The organism is Kocuria coralli (genome assembly GCF_008831305.1).
In the GTDB taxonomy this organism is placed as follows: domain Bacteria; phylum Actinomycetota; class Actinomycetes; order Actinomycetales; family Micrococcaceae; genus Kocuria; species Kocuria coralli.
Genome location: NZ_ML708612.1, coordinates 196,686 through 212,791, shown reverse-complemented (window position 1 = coordinate 212,791; position 16,106 = coordinate 196,686). Strand labels below are relative to the sequence as shown.

Sequence of the window (16,106 nt, the reverse complement as noted above, 5' to 3'; positions counted from 1 at the left end):
GGGGACCATGGTAGCGGGGGCCCGGCGCGGAGGTCGGTTCAGGTCGAGGCCGGGCCGGTCGGGGTGGTCGGGACGCGGTACTGCCGTGACAGCGGCAGTACGAGGCCTAGGATGGTCTGCGTACTCGTCCGGGCCCGTGCGCGTCCGCGTCCGCACCGTGATCGCGCCGCCCGCCGACCCCGCTGACTTCCTTCGATGAGGAGACACCGCCCCATGGCTTCCAAGACCTCGCTGTCCGGCTTCCCCGAGTGGCTTCCGCAGGAGCGGCTCGTGGAGTTGCACGTGCTGGACACGTTGCGGAAGACCTTCGAGTTGCACGGCTTCTCCTCGATCGAGACCCGGGCCGTGGAGACCGTCGACCAGCTGCTGCGCAAGGGCGAGATCGACAAGGAGGTCTACGCCGTCACCCGCCTCCAGGAGGACGAGGAGGCCGCGGCCTCGGCCAAGGAGGGCAGGCTGGCCCTGCACTTCGACCTCACGGTGCCCTTCGCCCGCTACGTCGTCGAGAACGCCGGGCACCTCACCTTCCCCTTCCGCCGCTACCAGATCCAGAAGGTGTGGCGCGGCGAGCGGCCCCAGGAGGGCCGGGCCCGCGAGTTCACCCAGGCGGACATCGACGTCGTGGGCGACGGGACGCTGCCGTTCCGCTACGACGTCGAACTGGCCCTGGTGATGATCGACGCCCTGTCCGGGCTGCCGATCCCCGACTTCAAGCTGAGGGTCAACAACCGCAAGCTGGCCGAGGGCTTCTACCGCGGCATCGGGCTGACCGACGCGCCCGCCGTGCTGCGCGAGATCGACAAGCTCGAGAAGATCGGCCCGGACGCCGTGGCCGCGAACCTCCAGGAGAACGTGGGGGCCACCGCGGAGCAGGCGCGATCGGCTCTCGAGCTGGCGGCCATCCGCAGCGAGGACACCTCCTTCGCGGAGCAGGTCCGGGCGCTGGGCGTCTCGGACGAGCTGCTGGACGAGGGACTGGCGGAGCTGACCGCGGTGATGGCCGAATGCGTGCACCGGGCTCCGGGTGCGGTGGTGGCCGACCTGTCGATCGCCCGCGGCCTGGACTACTACACCGGCACCGTGTACGAGACGGTCCTGGTCGGCCACGAGAAGCTCGGCTCGATCTGCTCCGGCGGCCGCTACGAGTCGCTGGCCTCCAGCGGGAAGAGGACCTACCCGGGGGTGGGCCTGTCGATCGGCGTCACGCGCCTGGTCTCCCGGATCCTGAGCCAGGGGCTGGCCGTGCCCTCGCGTGCCGTGCCCACCGCCGTGCTGATCTCCCTGGTGGACGAGGACTCCTGGTCGGCGGCCCAGGACGTCGCCGCGCAGCTGCGCTCCCGCGGCATCGCCTGCGAGGTCTCGGCCAGCGCGGCGAAGTTCGGCAAGCAGATCAGGTACGCGGACAGGCGCGGGATCCCGTACGTCTGGTTCTCCTCGGTCGCCGAGGACGGGACCGTCGTCCACGAGGTCAAGGACATCCGCTCCGGCGAGCAGGCGCCCGCCGACCCCGCCACGTGGACACCGCCGCAGGAGGACCTGACCGTCTCGGTCGGTACCCCGGGGAACTGACCTCCGCTCCACGCCGTGGTGCCGTCCTCGTGGCGGAGGCCACGGCGGGACCGGACCCGGCCGCACGGATCTGTAGACTCGGGCCCGTTGAAACAGCGTCGAAACAGGCGGCGGCCGGGGATCGACGACGAGCATCCGGCTGCGGAGCGCATCCGACCGGCGTCGGCCCGGCGCTCCCGGCGCTCAACCCCCGACGATCGGTGCAAGACGATCAGTTCAAGACGATCAACTCGACATGAAGGAACTCATAGGTGCTGCGCACACACAGCCTCGGCGATCTGAACGCCGAGCACATTGGTCAGACCGTCACCCTGGCAGGCTGGGTGGGACGCCGCCGCGACCACGGGGGCGTCGCATTCCTGGACCTGCGTGACGCCTCGGGCGTGGCCCAGGTGGTCGTGCGGAACGAGGACGACTTCGATCACCTGCGCAACGAGTTCGTGCTGCAGGTCACCGGCACGGTCGACCGGCGACCGGAGGGCAACGAGAACCCCAACCTGGCCTCTGGTGCGGTCGAGATCATGGCCGATGAGGTCAAGGTCCTCAACACCGCGGCACCCCTCCCGTTCCAGATCGACGAGCACGTCGAGGTCGGGGAGGAGGCCCGCCTGAAGTACCGCTACCTGGACCTGCGCCGGCCCGAGCCGGCCCGGATCATGCGGCTGCGCTCCGAGGTCAACAGGGTCGCGCGCAACCTGCTGCACGACCGCGGCTATCTCGAGGTCGAGACCCCCACACTGACCCGGTCGACTCCCGAAGGCGCCCGCGACTTCCTGGTGCCGGCCCGCCTGGCGCCGGGATCCTGGTACGCGCTGCCGCAGTCGCCGCAGCTGTTCAAGCAGCTGCTGCAGGTGGGCGGGCTCGAGAAGTACTTCCAGATCGCCCGGTGCTACCGCGACGAGGACTTCCGCGCCGACCGTCAGCCCGAGTTCACCCAGCTGGACATCGAGGCCTCCTTCGTCGAGCAGGACGACGTGATCGAGCTCGGCGAGGCCCTGGTCCGCGAGCTGTGGCAGCTGATCGACGTCGAGATCCCGACCCCCATCCGCCGGATGACCTACGCCGAGGCGATGCGCCTCTACGGCTCGGACAAGCCGGATCTCCGCTTCGGCCTGGAGCTCACCGAGCTGACCGAGTACTTCAAGGACACCCCGTTCCGCGTGTTCCAGGCGCCGTACGTCGGTGCCGTGGTCATGCCCGGCGGCGCTTCCCAGCCCCGCCGCACCCTGGACGCCTGGCAGGAATGGGCCAAGCAGCGCGGCGCCAAGGGCCTGGCCTACCTCCTGCTCAAGGAGGACGGCGAGTTCACCGGCCCCGTGGCCAAGAACATCAGCGACGAGGAGAAGGCCGGACTGGCAGAGGCCACCGGAGCCGAGCCCGGTGACTGCATCTTCTTCGCCGCCGGCGAGGTGAAGTCCTCACGTGCCCTTCTCGGCGCGGCCCGCGTGGAGATCGGTCACCGCACCGGCCTGATCGAGGAGGGGGACTGGGCCTTCGTATGGGTCGTCGACGCCCCCTTGTTCGAACCGGCCGCGGACGCGACCGCCTCGGGCGACGTCGCCGTGGGCTCTGGCGCCTGGACCGCGGTGCACCACGCCTTCACCTCGCCCAAGCCGGAGTACCTGGAGACCTTCGACACCGACCCCGGCTCGGCGCTGGCCTACGCCTACGACATCGTCTGCAACGGCGTGGAGCTCGGCGGCGGGTCGATCCGCATCCACCAGCGGGACATCCAGGACCGGGTCTTCAAGGTCATGGGCCTGTCCGAGGAGGAGGCCCAGGAGAAGTTCGGCTTCCTGCTCGAGGCCTTCGCCTACGGTGCCCCGCCCCACGGGGGGATCGCCCTGGGCTGGGACCGCCTGGTGTCCATGCTGGCCGGTACCGATTCGATCCGCGAGGTCATCGCCTTCCCCAAGACCGGTGGCGGGTTCGATCCCTTGACCTCGGCCCCGGCGCCGATCACCGCGCAGCAGCGCAAGGAGGCCGGCGTCGACACCAAACCGGAGCCCGCGAAGGAGAAGGCCGAGAAGGAGAGGGCCGAGGACGGCGGCGCGCAGGCCTGACCCGCGCCGATCACGGCCGAACCGCCCGTCGACAGCCTCGCTGTCAACGGGCGGTTCTTATACCCACAGGTGCCACATCAGGCCGTAGAAGCCCCCGATGAGCAGGCCGATCCAGATGCCGACCACGGCCTGCCAGTAGGTGTGGTCGCGGGTGCGTACCCGCGACCACGCCACCGCCACGGGCACGATCCAGGTGACCGCGATGAGCCAGCCGCCCAGCAGCATGGGCACGGCGACCGCGAAGGTGGCGGCCATAGCCGTGTGCGCGGAGACCTTCCACACCAGGGTGATCGCCATGAGGATTACGACGCCCAGGAGCAGGAACATCGCGGTGAGCGTCACGGAGAGGGGTATGCCGAGCGTCGGGCCCAGGAAGTAGTGCAGGGCCAGCATGGCCACGATGAGAACGCTCACCGAGCCGTAGACGGGGAACCGGTGCTCGCGTCTGCGGACGTAGCGCGAGTCGACCACGCCGCGGTGGGACAGGTAGATCAGCACGGCCATGGGCAGGCCCAGCAGGACTGCCGCGGTCACGGCCGCCCACAGCAGTCCCCATCCGCGGCTGTCGACCCAGCCGGCGATCATCAGGACCGCCCCGGCCAGGACCGCCGGTGACATGACGGCCGCGATCGCCCTCGACATCGGGCTGGAGGATGCACCCGTGGGCGCGGCCGGGTCCGTGGCGGGGGCACTGCTGGTTCTGGGGCGCGTTGCGGGGGGCGTCATAGGGGGATGGTATGGCGTCCTCCCTGGTCGCGGGGAATCGGCGGCATGGCATGAAGCCCTCCCGGGAGGAATCGTGATGGACTTCGGGGGTGCGAATCGTTCTGCAGAGAGTGCAAGGGGCGTCGGTCACGGCGCCCGACGCCGACGGCCGGCGGGAAGTGACCGGAGAGTTCACGGGGCCCGGCCTGGTCGCGTTCGTGGGGGTGACCCACGGTGACGACGAGGCCACCGCCCGGCTGCTCGCGGACAAGACGGCGGGTCTGCGTCTGCTGGAGATCACCGAGGCCGACGGCACGGTCCGTGGCGAGCTCTCGTGCCTCGACGCCGGTGCGCCCGTTCTGGCCGTCAGCCAGTTCACCCTGTACGCGGACTGCAGACGCGGCCGGCGGCCCTCGTGGTCCCGGGCGGCACCGGGAGAGGTCTCGGAGCCGCTGGTCGAGGCGTACGTCCGGCGACTACGGGAGCTGGGCATCGAGGTGCCCACGGGGCGGTTCGGGGCGGATATGCGGGTGAGCCTGGTCAACGACGGTCCGGTCACGATCGTCCTGGACTCCGACGAGCTGAGCCGGCCCCGCAAGGGGTAGCGTTTTTCCCGTGGCCACGGACCGGCCAGGTGCGCGGCGGCCGTCCCCGGGAGCGGAGCGGGATCCCGCTGTCTGCGCGGGCCGATAGCCTGGGACGGTGAGCAGTTCACTTTTCGACCTGGACCCGGACGATCGCCCGGACGAGCGATCCTCGGTGGGGGATGCGCCGGTGCCATCGGCGGCCCGTGTCACGACATCGGCACGGGCCACGGCGCCCCTGGCGGTCCGGATGCGGCCCAGGACCCTGGACGAGGTGGTCGGCCAGCGCCATCTGCTCAAGCCGGGCTCGCCGCTGCACGTGCTCGCCGGCGCCGACCGCGGGCCGGCGGGCCCCAGCTCGATCATGCTGTGGGGGCCTCCGGGTACGGGGAAGACCACGATCGCGCACGTCATCGCGCGGGGGCCGCACCGGAAGTTCGTGGAACTGTCCGCCATCACCGCGGGCGTCAAGGACGTGCGGCGGGTCATGGACCAGGCGCTCACCGACAGGGATCTCCACGGCCGTACCACGGTCCTGTTCCTGGACGAGATCCACCGGTTCACCAAGGCCCAGCAGGACGCCCTCCTGCCCGGGGTGGAGAACCGCTGGGTGGTCCTGGTGGCGGCCACCACCGAGAACCCATCGTTCTCCGTGATCGCCCCGTTGCTCTCCCGCTCGCTGCTGCTGACCCTGAAGCCCCTGGAGACGGAGGACATCGGGGCGCTGATCGACCGCGCCGTCGTCGATCCCCGCGGGCTCAACGGCGAGGTACGGCTGGACCCCGCTGCCCGGGCGCATCTGCTGGAGCTGTGCGGGGGAGACGCCCGCAAGGCGCTGACCGGCCTGGAGGCGGCCGCGGCCGTGGCACTGTCGGAGGCAGCCGAGGGGGCCTCCGGCGATCCGTCATCCGCTGCGACCGAGCCGGACGATGCCGCTGCGCCCGAGCAGGCCCCCGTGGTCACGGTCGAGCACACCACGGAGGCCATGGACCGGGCGGTGCTGCGATACGACCGCGACGGCGATCAGCACTACGACGTCATCTCGGCGTTCATCAAGTCCATCCGCGGCTCGGATGTCGACGCCGCCCTGCACTACCTGGCCCGGATGATCGAAGCCGGCGAGGACCCCCGGTTCATCGCCCGGCGCCTGATCATCTCGGCCTCCGAGGACATCGGAACGGCCGACCCCTCGGCGCTGCAGACCGCGGTGGCCGCAGCCCAGGCGGTGCAGCTCATCGGCATGCCCGAGGGGCGTATCCCGCTGGCCCAGGCCACTGCGCTGCTGGCCACCGCCCCCAAGTCCAACGCCTCCTACCTGGCCCTCGACGAAGCCATCGCCGACGTACGCGCGGGCAAAGCAGGCCCCGTCCCCATGCACCTGCGCGACTCCCACTACAAGGGCGCCGACCAGCTGGGGCACGGCAAGGGCTATGTCTACGCGCACGACGCCCCCAACGCCGTCGCCCGTCAGCAGTATCCGCCCGACGAGCTGGTGGGCCGCGACTACTACCGGCCCACGGGCTACGGCAACGACCGCGACCTGGCGGCCCGGGTGGACCGGTTGCGCAGGATCATCAGGGGCGAACACTAGTTACCGGAAGCCTGCTGAGGGAGTAGCGTCGGATGACCTCCCCCGATCTGAAAGGGCCATCATGTCCCCGCGTCTGCCCCGTACCGCCATGAACGCCGCAACCCGTGACGCCGCTCTCGAGGAGATGGAGCACGGCGAACCGCTCGACGTCCTGGTCGTCGGCGGGGGAGTGACGGGGGCGGGCATCGCTCTGGACGCCGCGACCCGCGGGCTGCGCACCGGCGTCGTCGATGCCCAGGACTGGGCGGGTGCGACCTCGCGCTGGTCGTCGAAACTGGTGCACGGCGGCCTGCGCTACCTCCAGCAGCTCGATGTGAAGCTCGTGGCCGAGGCGCTGGGGGAGCGGGAGCGGCTCCTGTTCCACCTGGCCCCGCACCTGGTGAGCGCAGTGCCGTTCCTCTACCCCCTGACGCACAAGTGGGAGCGGCCCTACGTCGGGACCGGCATCGGCCTCTACGACACCCTGGCGCAATGGGGGTCCAAGGCCTCGTCGCTGCCGCGCCGCGAGCACCTGACCGCCGAGGAGGTCGGCGAGGTCTTCCCCGCCCTCCGCGAGGATGCCTCGATCGGGGCGTTCAAGTACTGGGACGCGCGGGTCGACGATGCCCGCCTGGTGCTCACCCTGCTGCGCACCGCCGTGGGCCAAGGCGCCCTGGCCGCCAACCGGGCGGAGGTCGTGGAACTACTGACCGAGGAGGACGAGTTCCAGGACGGCAACGTGGTCGTGGGCGCCTTGATCGAGGACAAGGAGACCGGCCGCCGCTTCCCCGTCAAGGCCAGGCACGTCATCTCCGCGACCGGGGTCTGGACCGAGCACCTCCAGGAGCTGGCCGGCGCCGAGGCGGGGCTTCAGGTCATGGCCTCCAAGGGCATCCACATCGTGGTGGACCGCGACCGGATCGACGGCGACGTCGGGCTGATCCTGCAGACCGAGAAATCCGTGCTGTTCGTGATCCCGTGGGAGCACCACTGGATCATCGGAACCACCGACACCCCGTATTCGGGGAACCCGGCGACCCCGGCGGCCTCGGGAGCCGATATCGACTACGTCCTGGAGCACGCCAATACCGTGCTGCGGGATCCCCTCACGCGCGAGGACATCGTGGGCGTCTACGCGGGCCTGCGGCCCCTGCTGCAGCCCGTGGCCAAGGACGGCGGCGAGGCCGTCTCCACCAAGGTCTCCCGCGAGCACACGGTCATGGAGCCGGTGCCCGGGCTGATCACCATCGCCGGCGGCAAGCTCACCACCTACCGGATCATGGCCGAGGACGCCGTGGACCTCGCCCTCGGCGACGCCGCCCCGGACCGCCCCTCCGTCACCGACCGGATCCTCCTGCACGGGGCGGACGGCTGGCCGGGCGTGCAGGCCCGTGTCGGCGCGATCACCCGGCAGATCGCCGCCGTCGCCGGAGACCAATGGGACGAGCAGCGCACCCGGGACCTCCTGGGACGCTACGGCAGCGCCTACGACGAGGTGCTCGCCATCATGGAGGAGGACCCCGCCACCGCCGAACCGCTGCCAGGGGCCCCGCAGCACGTCCGGGCGGAGATCGTCCACGCCTGCCGGTACGAGGCGCCGATGCATCTGGAGGACCTCATGGACACCCGGACCCGGCTGACCTACAGCGCCCCGCAGCACGGTCTGGCGGCCGCCGAGGGCATCGCGGAGATCGCCGCCGCGGAACTCGGCTGGGACCGCGAGCGGATGACCTTCGAACTGGCCGCCTACCAGGCCCGCAGCGAGGCCGAGGACCGGGCGGCACGAGCCGAGGACGACGAATCCGCGGAGACCGCCCGTGAGTCCGCTGCCGGGGTGGTCCCCGAACTGCACGGACCGGATCAGGCGCGCGCTCCGGAGTGAGGGCGGCCCCCGTTCTCCAGGTGATCGATGACCTCACCGGCCGTCAGGTCGTCGATCACCAGGTCGGTGACGGCTCCTGACCGCAGCGCCCCCAGGATGCCGCGCACCTTGTGGTATCCGGCGACCACGCACATCCGGCGGGGGATGCGCGCCAGCTCCGAGGGAGTGGGGCCGGAGGCCTTGCGGTTGAGGTCGATGTCGGCGTAACTGCCGTCCTCCCGGATGAACACGGTGCACATGTCGCCCACCACCCGGTTCTCGTTCAGGTTGCGTAGCGCGGCGTCGCTGAGGTGGCCCTCCAGGTAGACCTGGGAGAGCACGGGGCCGCGGAAGGCGCCCACGCTGAAGACTGCCATCTGCGCCGCGACGCGCATCGCCAGGATCCGCCGCACGGAGGACTCCTGCCACAGCAGGGAGCGGGTCTGCTCGAGGTCGAAGAACGCAGGCGTGGGGAACGGGTAGAGCTCCGCGTTGAAGGCCCGGGCCATGGTGGAGAGCACCGGGGTGGAGGTGCCCACGCCGGTGGAGTGCGGGCCGGCGGCCCCGTTGAGCTGCACCACGGTCACGTCCTGGACGTCCTTGTGGCGCAGGTGGGAGGCCACCGTGGAGGTGGTGGTGCCCCAGGCGACGCCGACGATGCACCCGTCGGTCACCCATTCCGTCAGCAGGTTGGCGGCGTAGCGGGAGACCGCCTCCAGGCGCTGGGCGGAGCGCGCCCCGCGCCGGGTGCCCGCGATGTGGGCGGTGACGCCGAAGAGGTCGTGGATCCGCCGGGAGAGGCGGTCGGAGCGATTGTCCGGCATCCGCAAGGTCATCGTCACGATGCCCCGCTCCTTGGCCTCGGCGAGCATTCGCGAGACCGTGGAGCGCGAGACGTCGAAACGTTCGGCCACGGCGCCCATGGTCATTCCCTGGACGAAATACAGTTCGGCCGCCTGATAGAGCGCTGAATCGTCGTGCACGACTCACCTCCTCGTTCTGCACGTTCGTGCAGATAGCTTGAGCATACGTGCATCGGACGGCAAGGTTAACCGCATACCGCGATGATGCGACCTGGAACACATCTAGTGCATCATCGCCCCGTTCGTATCCGAAGCGCCATGAGACGCACGTATCCGTGTGAGTGAGGTCGGTCCGTGAGTAGCACCGTATTGAACACCGAGTCGCGGCAAGCGGCACTGCAGGAGATGGCCGAAGGGCCCGAGCTCGACGTCCTGGTGATCGGCGGCGGCATCACCGGTGCGGGAATCGCCCTGGATGCCGCGACCCGGGGGCTGCGGACCGGGATCGTGGAGGCGCAGGACTGGGCCGGCGGCACGTCGCGGTGGTCCTCGAAGCTGGTCCACGGCGGACTGCGCTACCTGCAGGCCCTCGACTTCAAGCTGGTGACCGAGGCGCTGGGGGAGCGCGAGCGCCTCCTCTACACGCTGGCCCCGCACCTCGTGAAGCCCGTTCCGTTCCTGTACCCGATCCTCCACCGGGTCTGGCAGCGGCCCTACGTGACCGCCGGAATCGGTCTGTACGACACCCTGGCCCACCTCGGCTCCAAGGTGGCGTCCATGCCCTTCCACCGGCACCTGAGCACCTCGGGTGTGCGGAAGGCCTTCCCGGCGATCAAGCCGGGAAGCATGGTGGGTGCGGTCAAGTACTGGGACGGCAAGGTGGACGACGCCCGCCTGGTGCTCACCGTCGTCCGGACCGCCGTCGGCTTCGGCGCCCTGGCCGCCTCCCGCACCCAGGTCACGGACCTGATCAAGGACGACGACGGCGCCGTGGCCGGGGCTCGGGTACTGGATCTGGAGTCGGGTCAGGAGCATACGATCAGGGCCCGCCGCGTCATCGGGGCCACCGGCGTCTGGACCGAACGGACCCAGGATCTGGCCACCACGGACGGAGGCCTGAGAGTCCTGGCCTCGAAGGGGATCCACATCGTCGTGCCGCGCGAGCGCATCCAGGGCGAGGTGGGGCTGATCCTGCAGACCGAGAAGTCCGTGCTGTTCGTGATCCCCTGGGACCACTACTGGATCATCGGCACCACGGATACCCCGTACGAGCAGGACATATCGGCCCCGGTCGCCACCGGCGCCGATATCGACTACGTCATCGAACACGCCAACGTGGTCCTCGACGACCCCCTGACCCGTTCCGATGTCATCGGCGTCTTCGCCGGCCTGCGTCCGCTGCTGCAGCCCGGCGTCAAGGACGGGACGGAGACGGCCTCGACCAAGGTCTCGCGCGAGCACACGGTCGCGGAGGTGACCCCTGGGCTGATCTCCATCGCCGGCGGCAAGCTGACCACCTACCGGATCATGGCCGAGGACGCCGTGGACTTCGCACTGGGCAAGGACCGCGCCGAACAGGTGCCCTCGGTCACCGACCGCACCCCGCTGCACGGGGCCGACGGCTACCTCGCGCTGACCCGGCAGAAGGGCCGGATCGCCCGGGCCCACGGGTGGACCGAGGCCATGGTGGAGCACCTGCTCAACCGGTACGGATCGGCCATCGACGAGATCGAGGCGCTGGTGGCGGAGCAGCCGGACCTGGCCTCCGCTCTGGAGGGCGCGCCCGAGTACCTGCGGGCCGAAATCGTCCAGGCGTGCCGCAACGAGGGTGCCCTGCACCTCGAGGACATCTTCGACACCCGGACCCGGATGACCTACGACCACCCGGACCACGGGCTGGCCGCGGTCGAGGAGGTCGCCGACCTGGCGGCCGCCGAGCTCGGCTGGGACGCGAACCGCAGGGCCTCCGAGGTCCAGGCCTACCGTGCCCGCTGCGCTGCAGAGGATGCGGCAGCCGGAACCGCGGACGACGCCGCCGCAGCGGCTGCGCGGGCCGCGGCGCCGTCGCTGGGCAACCGTTCGCACCACGACTGACCCGCACGGGATCTCCGTAAGGGCACGTAAGAAACGCATCAAAGAAACGCATCTAGGAAAGGGAGTCTTCCGATGACTACGTTGTCAGCGCTGCTGCCGATGCAGACAGCAGCCGATGTGGTGCCACTGGGCACCGTGTTCTGGTCCGAGGTCCTGGGAACGGGGCTGCTGACCCTGCTCGGTGTGGGCGTGGTGGCCAACCAGCTGCTGTCCAAGACCAAGGGCAACGGTGGCGGGTGGCTGATGATCAACTTCGGCTGGGGGCTTGCGGTCTTCGCCGGCGTCTACGTGGCGTGGCAGTCGGGAGCGCACCTGAACCCCGCCGTGACCGTCGGGATCTGGTCCTCCGGTGCCGCGGAGTACGCGCCGGGCGTGGCGGTCACCGGCGTCTCGACGCTGGTGTACTTCGGCGCGGAGCTGCTGGGTGCCTTCCTGGGCGCCGTCGTCTGCTGGCTGGCCTACAAGCAGCACTACGACGAGCAGCTGGATCCCGCCGCGAAGCTCGGCACGTTCTCGACCGGCCCGGAGATCCGCTCCGTCCCCTGGAACCTGATCACCGAGGTGATCGCGACCTTCGTGCTGGTGTTCGTGATCCTCATGTTCGGCGGCACACCCTCGGGTTTGGGCCCGCTGGCCGTGGCCCTGCTGGTCGTGGGCATCGGTGCCAGCCTCGGCGGACCCACGGGCTACGCGATCAACCCGGCCCGTGACCTCGGGCCCCGTATCGCCCACGCCATCCTGCCGATCCGCGGCAAGGGCGGCAGCGACTGGGGCTACGCCTGGATCCCCGTGGCCGGTCCCCTCATCGGCGGCCTGATCGCGGGCGGTCTGTTCCAGGCCTTCGGAGCGGGAACCTTCTGACCGGGAGGCCACGCCGGTTGCATCCGGTGCGGCGAACCACTGCGGCCGGAATCCGGCCGCCTCGAACCACCACTGATCCACACAACCGATCCATTACCGATACAGCCGATACGGCACCTTCGCTACAGCGCAGACCCGCCACAACGATGTGAGGAGTCATCCATGAATACCGAAGCGACCACAGACACCAACCTGGAGCACAAGGCCGACGACCCGGGGACCCAGCAGTACGTCATGGCCATCGACCAGGGCACCACCAGCTCGCGGGCGATCATCTTCAACCACGCCGGCGAGATCGTGAGCACGGGACAGCTCGAGCACGAGCAGATCTTCCCCAAGGCGGGGTGGGTCGAGCACGATCCCCAGGAGATCTGGCGCAACGTCCGCAAGGTCGTCGCCGACGCCCTGGCAGTGGCCGAGCTGACGGCCGGCGATCTGGCCGCCGTCGGCATCACCAACCAGCGCGAGACGGCCGTGGTCTGGGATAAGACCACGGGCAAGCCCGTGTACAACGCCATCGTGTGGCAGGACACCCGCACCGCCAAGCTCGCCGAGCGGCTCGGCGGCGATGAGGGCGCGGACAAGTACAAGGATCGCGTGGGACTGCCGCTGGCCAGCTACTTCTCCGGACCCAAGATCACCTGGATCCTCGAAAACGTCGAGGGCGCCCGGGAGAAGGCGGAGAACGGCGACCTGCTCTTCGGCAACACCGACTCCTGGCTGATCTGGAACATGACCGGAGGCACGAACGGCGGGGTGCACGTCACGGACGTCACCAACGCCTCGCGCACCCTGCTCATGAACCTGGAGACGCTTGACTGGAACGCGGAGATCGCCGAGGACATGGGCGTGCCGCTGTCCATGCTCCCGGAGATCAGGTCCTCCTCGGAGGTCTACGGGGTGGGCCGTCAGGCCGGATTCCTGCGCGACGTTCCCATCGCGGGCATCCTCGGCGACCAGCAGGCGGCCATGTTCGGTCAGGCCTGCTTCGAGCCGGGGATGGGCAAGAACACCTACGGCACCGGCTCGTTCGTGCTGATGAACGTGGGCGACAAGGTGGTGCACTCCAAGCACGGCCTGCTGTCCACGGTCTGCTACAAGCTCGGCGACGCGGCCCCCGTGTACGCGCTCGAGGGCTCGATCGCCGTCACGGGCTCCCTGATCCAGTGGCTGCGCGACAACCTGGGGCTGGTCTCGAGCGCCTCCGACGTGGAGGCCCTGGCCCGTGAGGTCGAGGACAACGGCGGAGCGTATTTCGTGCCCGCGTTCTCCGGTCTGTTCGCACCGTACTGGCGCGACGACGCCCGCGGCGCGCTCGTCGGTCTGACCCGCTACGTCAACAAGTCCCACATCGCCCGGGCGGCACTGGAGGCCACCGCCTACCAGTCCCGGGAGGTCGTCGAGGCCATGAACAAGGACGCCGGCGTGGACATGCAGGAACTCAAGGTCGACGGCGGCATGACGGCCAACGAGCTGCTGATGCAGTTCCAGGCCGACCAGCTCGACATCCCGGTGATCCGGCCCAAGGTCACGGAGACCACGGCGCTGGGCGCCGCCTACGCGGCCGGCATCGCGGTGGGCTTCTGGTCCGGTACCGCGGATGTATCCGCCAACTGGGCCGAGGACACCCGCTGGGAGCCCCAGGAGGATCCGGAGACCACGGCGAAGTACTTCCGCAACTGGAAGAAGGCCGTGACCAAGACCTTCGACTGGGTGGACGAGGACGTCGACTGACCCCACCCTCCCTCCTCCCCACCCACTCCGCCGAGTGTCCGATTGCATACCGAGAATCCGCGTTCTGCGGTACGCAATCGGACACTCGGCGGAGTTCTGCTCAGGGGCCTACGTGCGTGGCGAGCCAGCGCCGCAGGGCACGACGGCGCTGACGGTCCTTCAGGTCCTCGGCCACCACGAAATAGATCTCCCATCCGGCTGAACGCAGCGCGTTGAACCGGTGCATCTCGTCGCCGTACGTCGTCCGATCCTGGAAGTGCACCGCGCCGTTGTACTCCAGGGCCTTGCGCAGATGAGGCCAGGCCAAGTCCAGGTACACGGTCCGGCCCGAAGGCAGGTGCACGCAGTGATTGGGCTCGGGGGCGTGGACGCCGAAAGACTCGACGGCCAGGCGCAGCACCGTCTCCATGGGGGACCAGGTGTTCGCCGCACACCGTGATGCGGCCATGGCCAGGCGGGCCTTGCCGCGAGTTCCCCGCGGCAAGGCCTTGACGGCTTGCAGGAAGGCTTCCGACGGCAAAGGCATGGAGGTACCGTCGGGTCCCAGGTTCTTGGACAGGATGTGATCGACCGCCGCCGTCGTCCGCCACCCGTGAATCCAGGGCTGCAGTTGGAGGACGGTTTCAAGCGGTCCCGTCACGGCACAGCCCCATGGGCCACGTTGGGGCGCCAGCCCGAAGCCGCGATGCACATGCACCTGGGTCCGGTCCCGCTCCCGGCTCCGGGGTACCTCGCGGGTTCGCAGCTGCGGGCAGGCGGGAGGCGCCCCGTAGATGGCCGGCTCGCCGAGTAGCTCGTCCACCCAGTGCAGCCCGGTCATCAGGGGGATCTGCAGGATCGACGCCGCACAGGTCCCGGAGACTGCCGCGGTCGGCCCCCACAGAGGCTGGAGCACAGCTGCGATCTCCCACGGGGTGAGGGCGGGGTGCTCCATATCCTCCGGCCACTGCGCCCAGATCCCTCGGACCAGGTTGTGCATGCGAGGGTCGCGCTCCAGGGAACGCGTGCTTCGCGCCCACTGCGCCGTCGTTGCGACGAGAGGTCTCGGTGAGCGTGGCGGGAGAAACGGCAGTTCCATGCCCGGAGGCTAAGCCGCCCAGTTCTACGGCGGGCCGCTATCCACAGGCAGCCCCCGCCCCCTTTGGCCGAGTGTCCGATTGCATACCGTTTCTTGGTGATTTTCGGCACGCAATCGGACACTCGGCGAAAGGCTGGGGTGGGAGGGCGCCGCCTGGTACAGTTGATCGGTCGGCCGGCAAGGCCCTCCATGTCTCCCCGGGATCGCGTGCTTCAACCACACGCGCCGGGACGCCTGAGAGGCCCTGTAGCTCTGCGGGATTGCGGCTGATCCCCACCTCTCCGCGTGGACAGATCCACGACGGAGGCCGGACCGAGCAGATCACGACGCCCATGCCGAGCACCTCCGTGTGCTGAGCACAGGGCGTCACCGCATGAAAGGGGACCTCGTGTCCAACAACGCATTGCGTTCGCGCCGTCAGGTGCGCAAGTCCCGTGCTCTCGGAATCGCCCTGACTCCGAAGGCCGAGAAGTACTTCGAGCGCCGTCCGTACGGCCCCGGTGAGCACGGCCGTGCCCGCCGCAAGGCCGACTCCGACTACAAGGTGCGCCTGCTCGAGAAGCAGCGTCTGCGCGCGCAGTACAACATCCGCGAGAAGCAGATGCACCGCGCCTACGTCGAGGCCAAGCGCCGCGAGGGCCAGACCGGTGAGAACCTGGTCCAGCTGCTCGAGTCGCGTCTGGACGCCCTGGTCCTGCGTGCTGGATTCGCCCGCACCATGGCCCAGGCTCGTCAGCTGGTCGTGCACCGTCACATCCTGGTCAACGGCAAGCGGGTGGACCGTCCGTCCTTCCTGGTCAAGCCCGGCCAGATGATCCACGTTCACGAGAAGTCCGAGAAGATGGTTCCGTTCCAGGTCGCCGCCACCGGCGCGCACCAGGACGTCCTGCCGAAGACCCCGGCCTACCTGAACGTCGAGATCGACAAGCTGCAGGCCACCTACACGCGCCTGCCCGAGCGCTCCGAGGTCCCCGTGACCTGCGAGGAGCAGCTCGTGGTCGAGTACTACGCTCGGATGGCCTGATTCCAGGTTCGCGGCGGCGGTCTCCGTTCGCTGCACCGCAGGACCCCCGCCCCATATCGGTGCGGGGGTTCTGTGTTTGAGAGGCACGCGCCCTCGTCGCTGTCAGGGGCATCGTGACCCATTGGTTACAGTAGGTTCGCAGCATCGTGCCCGTGAGCGT

General features: G+C 69.5%; 12 protein-coding genes. 9 read left to right on the top strand and 3 right to left on the bottom strand.

Going from position 1 to position 16,106, the window contains the following annotated elements:
- Nucleotides 1-213: 213 nt before the first annotated feature.
- Together hisS and aspS are read left to right on the top strand one after the other, a co-directional pair.
- Nucleotides 214-1,569: a histidine--tRNA ligase gene (hisS, locus tag FCK90_RS04180; RefSeq protein WP_158033031.1), complete on the top strand. Its 1,356-nt coding sequence runs from the start codon at nucleotides 214-216 to the stop codon at nucleotides 1,567-1,569.
- A 251-nt stretch (nucleotides 1,570-1,820) separates the two neighbouring features.
- On the top strand, nucleotides 1,821-3,632 hold the full coding sequence (aspS, locus tag FCK90_RS04175; RefSeq protein WP_158033030.1) for an aspartate--tRNA ligase: 1,812 nt from the start codon (nucleotides 1,821-1,823) through the stop codon (nucleotides 3,630-3,632).
- Between the two features lie 57 nt (nucleotides 3,633-3,689).
- Here the strand turns inward: aspS and FCK90_RS04170 are convergent, their stop codons facing one another.
- Nucleotides 3,690-4,358: a hypothetical protein gene (locus FCK90_RS04170; protein WP_158033029.1), complete on the bottom strand. Its 669-nt coding sequence runs from the start codon at nucleotides 4,356-4,358 to the stop codon at nucleotides 3,690-3,692.
- An 89-nt stretch (nucleotides 4,359-4,447) separates the two neighbouring features.
- On the opposite strand from FCK90_RS04170, the gene dtd reads away from it, so the two are divergent.
- The 3 genes from dtd to FCK90_RS04155 all read left to right on the top strand — a co-directional run bounded on the left by dtd (nucleotide 4,448) and on the right by FCK90_RS04155 (nucleotide 8,373).
- Nucleotides 4,448-4,942, top strand: coding sequence for a D-aminoacyl-tRNA deacylase (gene dtd / locus FCK90_RS04165; RefSeq protein WP_158033028.1), 495 nt, complete (start codon nucleotides 4,448-4,450; stop codon nucleotides 4,940-4,942).
- A 97-nt stretch (nucleotides 4,943-5,039) separates the two neighbouring features.
- On the top strand, nucleotides 5,040-6,512 hold the full coding sequence (locus FCK90_RS04160) for a replication-associated recombination protein A (protein ID WP_425481683.1): 1,473 nt from the start codon (nucleotides 5,040-5,042) through the stop codon (nucleotides 6,510-6,512).
- A gap of 88 nt (nucleotides 6,513-6,600) precedes the next feature.
- Nucleotides 6,601-8,373: a glycerol-3-phosphate dehydrogenase/oxidase gene (locus tag FCK90_RS04155; RefSeq protein ID WP_246179971.1), complete on the top strand. Its 1,773-nt coding sequence runs from the start codon at nucleotides 6,601-6,603 to the stop codon at nucleotides 8,371-8,373.
- On the opposite strand, the gene FCK90_RS04150 is transcribed toward FCK90_RS04155, so the two are convergent.
- On the bottom strand, nucleotides 8,352-9,335 hold the full coding sequence (locus tag FCK90_RS04150) for a sugar-binding transcriptional regulator (RefSeq protein ID WP_158033026.1): 984 nt from the start codon (nucleotides 9,333-9,335) through the stop codon (nucleotides 8,352-8,354). The two genes, FCK90_RS04155 and FCK90_RS04150, sit on opposite strands and share 22 nt — an antisense overlap.
- 174 nt (nucleotides 9,336-9,509) lie before the next feature.
- On the opposite strand from FCK90_RS04150, the gene FCK90_RS04145 reads away from it, so the two are divergent.
- From FCK90_RS04145 to glpK, 3 genes are all read left to right on the top strand, one after another.
- A complete protein-coding gene (locus FCK90_RS04145; protein WP_425481682.1) occupies nucleotides 9,510-11,249 on the top strand; it encodes a glycerol-3-phosphate dehydrogenase/oxidase in 1,740 nt (579 codons plus the stop codon).
- A 120-nt stretch (nucleotides 11,250-11,369) separates the two neighbouring features.
- The gene (locus FCK90_RS04140) at nucleotides 11,370-12,110 is read left to right on the top strand and encodes an MIP/aquaporin family protein (RefSeq protein WP_158033072.1); all 741 of its coding nucleotides are present in this window, start codon (nucleotides 11,370-11,372) and stop codon (nucleotides 12,108-12,110) included.
- Nucleotides 12,111-12,344: 234 nt separating this feature from the next.
- Entirely contained in the window at nucleotides 12,345-13,844 is a 1,500-nt protein-coding gene (gene glpK / locus FCK90_RS04135; protein WP_246179983.1) for a glycerol kinase GlpK, read from the top strand.
- Between the two features lie 100 nt (nucleotides 13,845-13,944).
- Here glpK and FCK90_RS04130 read toward each other — a convergent pair whose 3' ends face one another.
- On the bottom strand, nucleotides 13,945-14,823 hold the full coding sequence (locus FCK90_RS04130; protein ID WP_158033024.1) for a hypothetical protein: 879 nt from the start codon (nucleotides 14,821-14,823) through the stop codon (nucleotides 13,945-13,947).
- A gap of 487 nt (nucleotides 14,824-15,310) precedes the next feature.
- Here FCK90_RS04130 and rpsD point away from each other — a divergent pair, with 487 nt between their 5' ends.
- Nucleotides 15,311-15,946 (top strand): 30S ribosomal protein S4, encoded by a 636-nt coding sequence (gene rpsD, locus FCK90_RS04125; RefSeq protein ID WP_158033023.1) that lies wholly within the window; start codon nucleotides 15,311-15,313, stop codon nucleotides 15,944-15,946.
- The last annotated feature ends 160 nt before the right edge of the window (nucleotides 15,947-16,106 follow it).

What these genes read in the sequence shown, in the direction of transcription:
- hisS (WP_158033031.1), top strand. Translation starts at nt 214, where the DNA reads ATGGCTTCCAAGACCTCGCTGTCCGGCTTCCCCGAGTGGCTTCCGCAG.
- FCK90_RS04170 (WP_158033029.1), bottom strand. Translation starts at nt 4,358, where the DNA reads ATGACGCCCCCCGCAACGCGCCCCAGAACCAGCAGTGCCCCCGCCACG.
- FCK90_RS04155 (WP_246179971.1), top strand. Translation starts at nt 6,601, where the DNA reads ATGAACGCCGCAACCCGTGACGCCGCTCTCGAGGAGATGGAGCACGGC.
- glpK (WP_246179983.1), top strand. Translation starts at nt 12,345, where the DNA reads ATGGCCATCGACCAGGGCACCACCAGCTCGCGGGCGATCATCTTCAAC.
- FCK90_RS04130 (WP_158033024.1), bottom strand. Translation starts at nt 14,823, where the DNA reads ATGCACAACCTGGTCCGAGGGATCTGGGCGCAGTGGCCGGAGGATATG.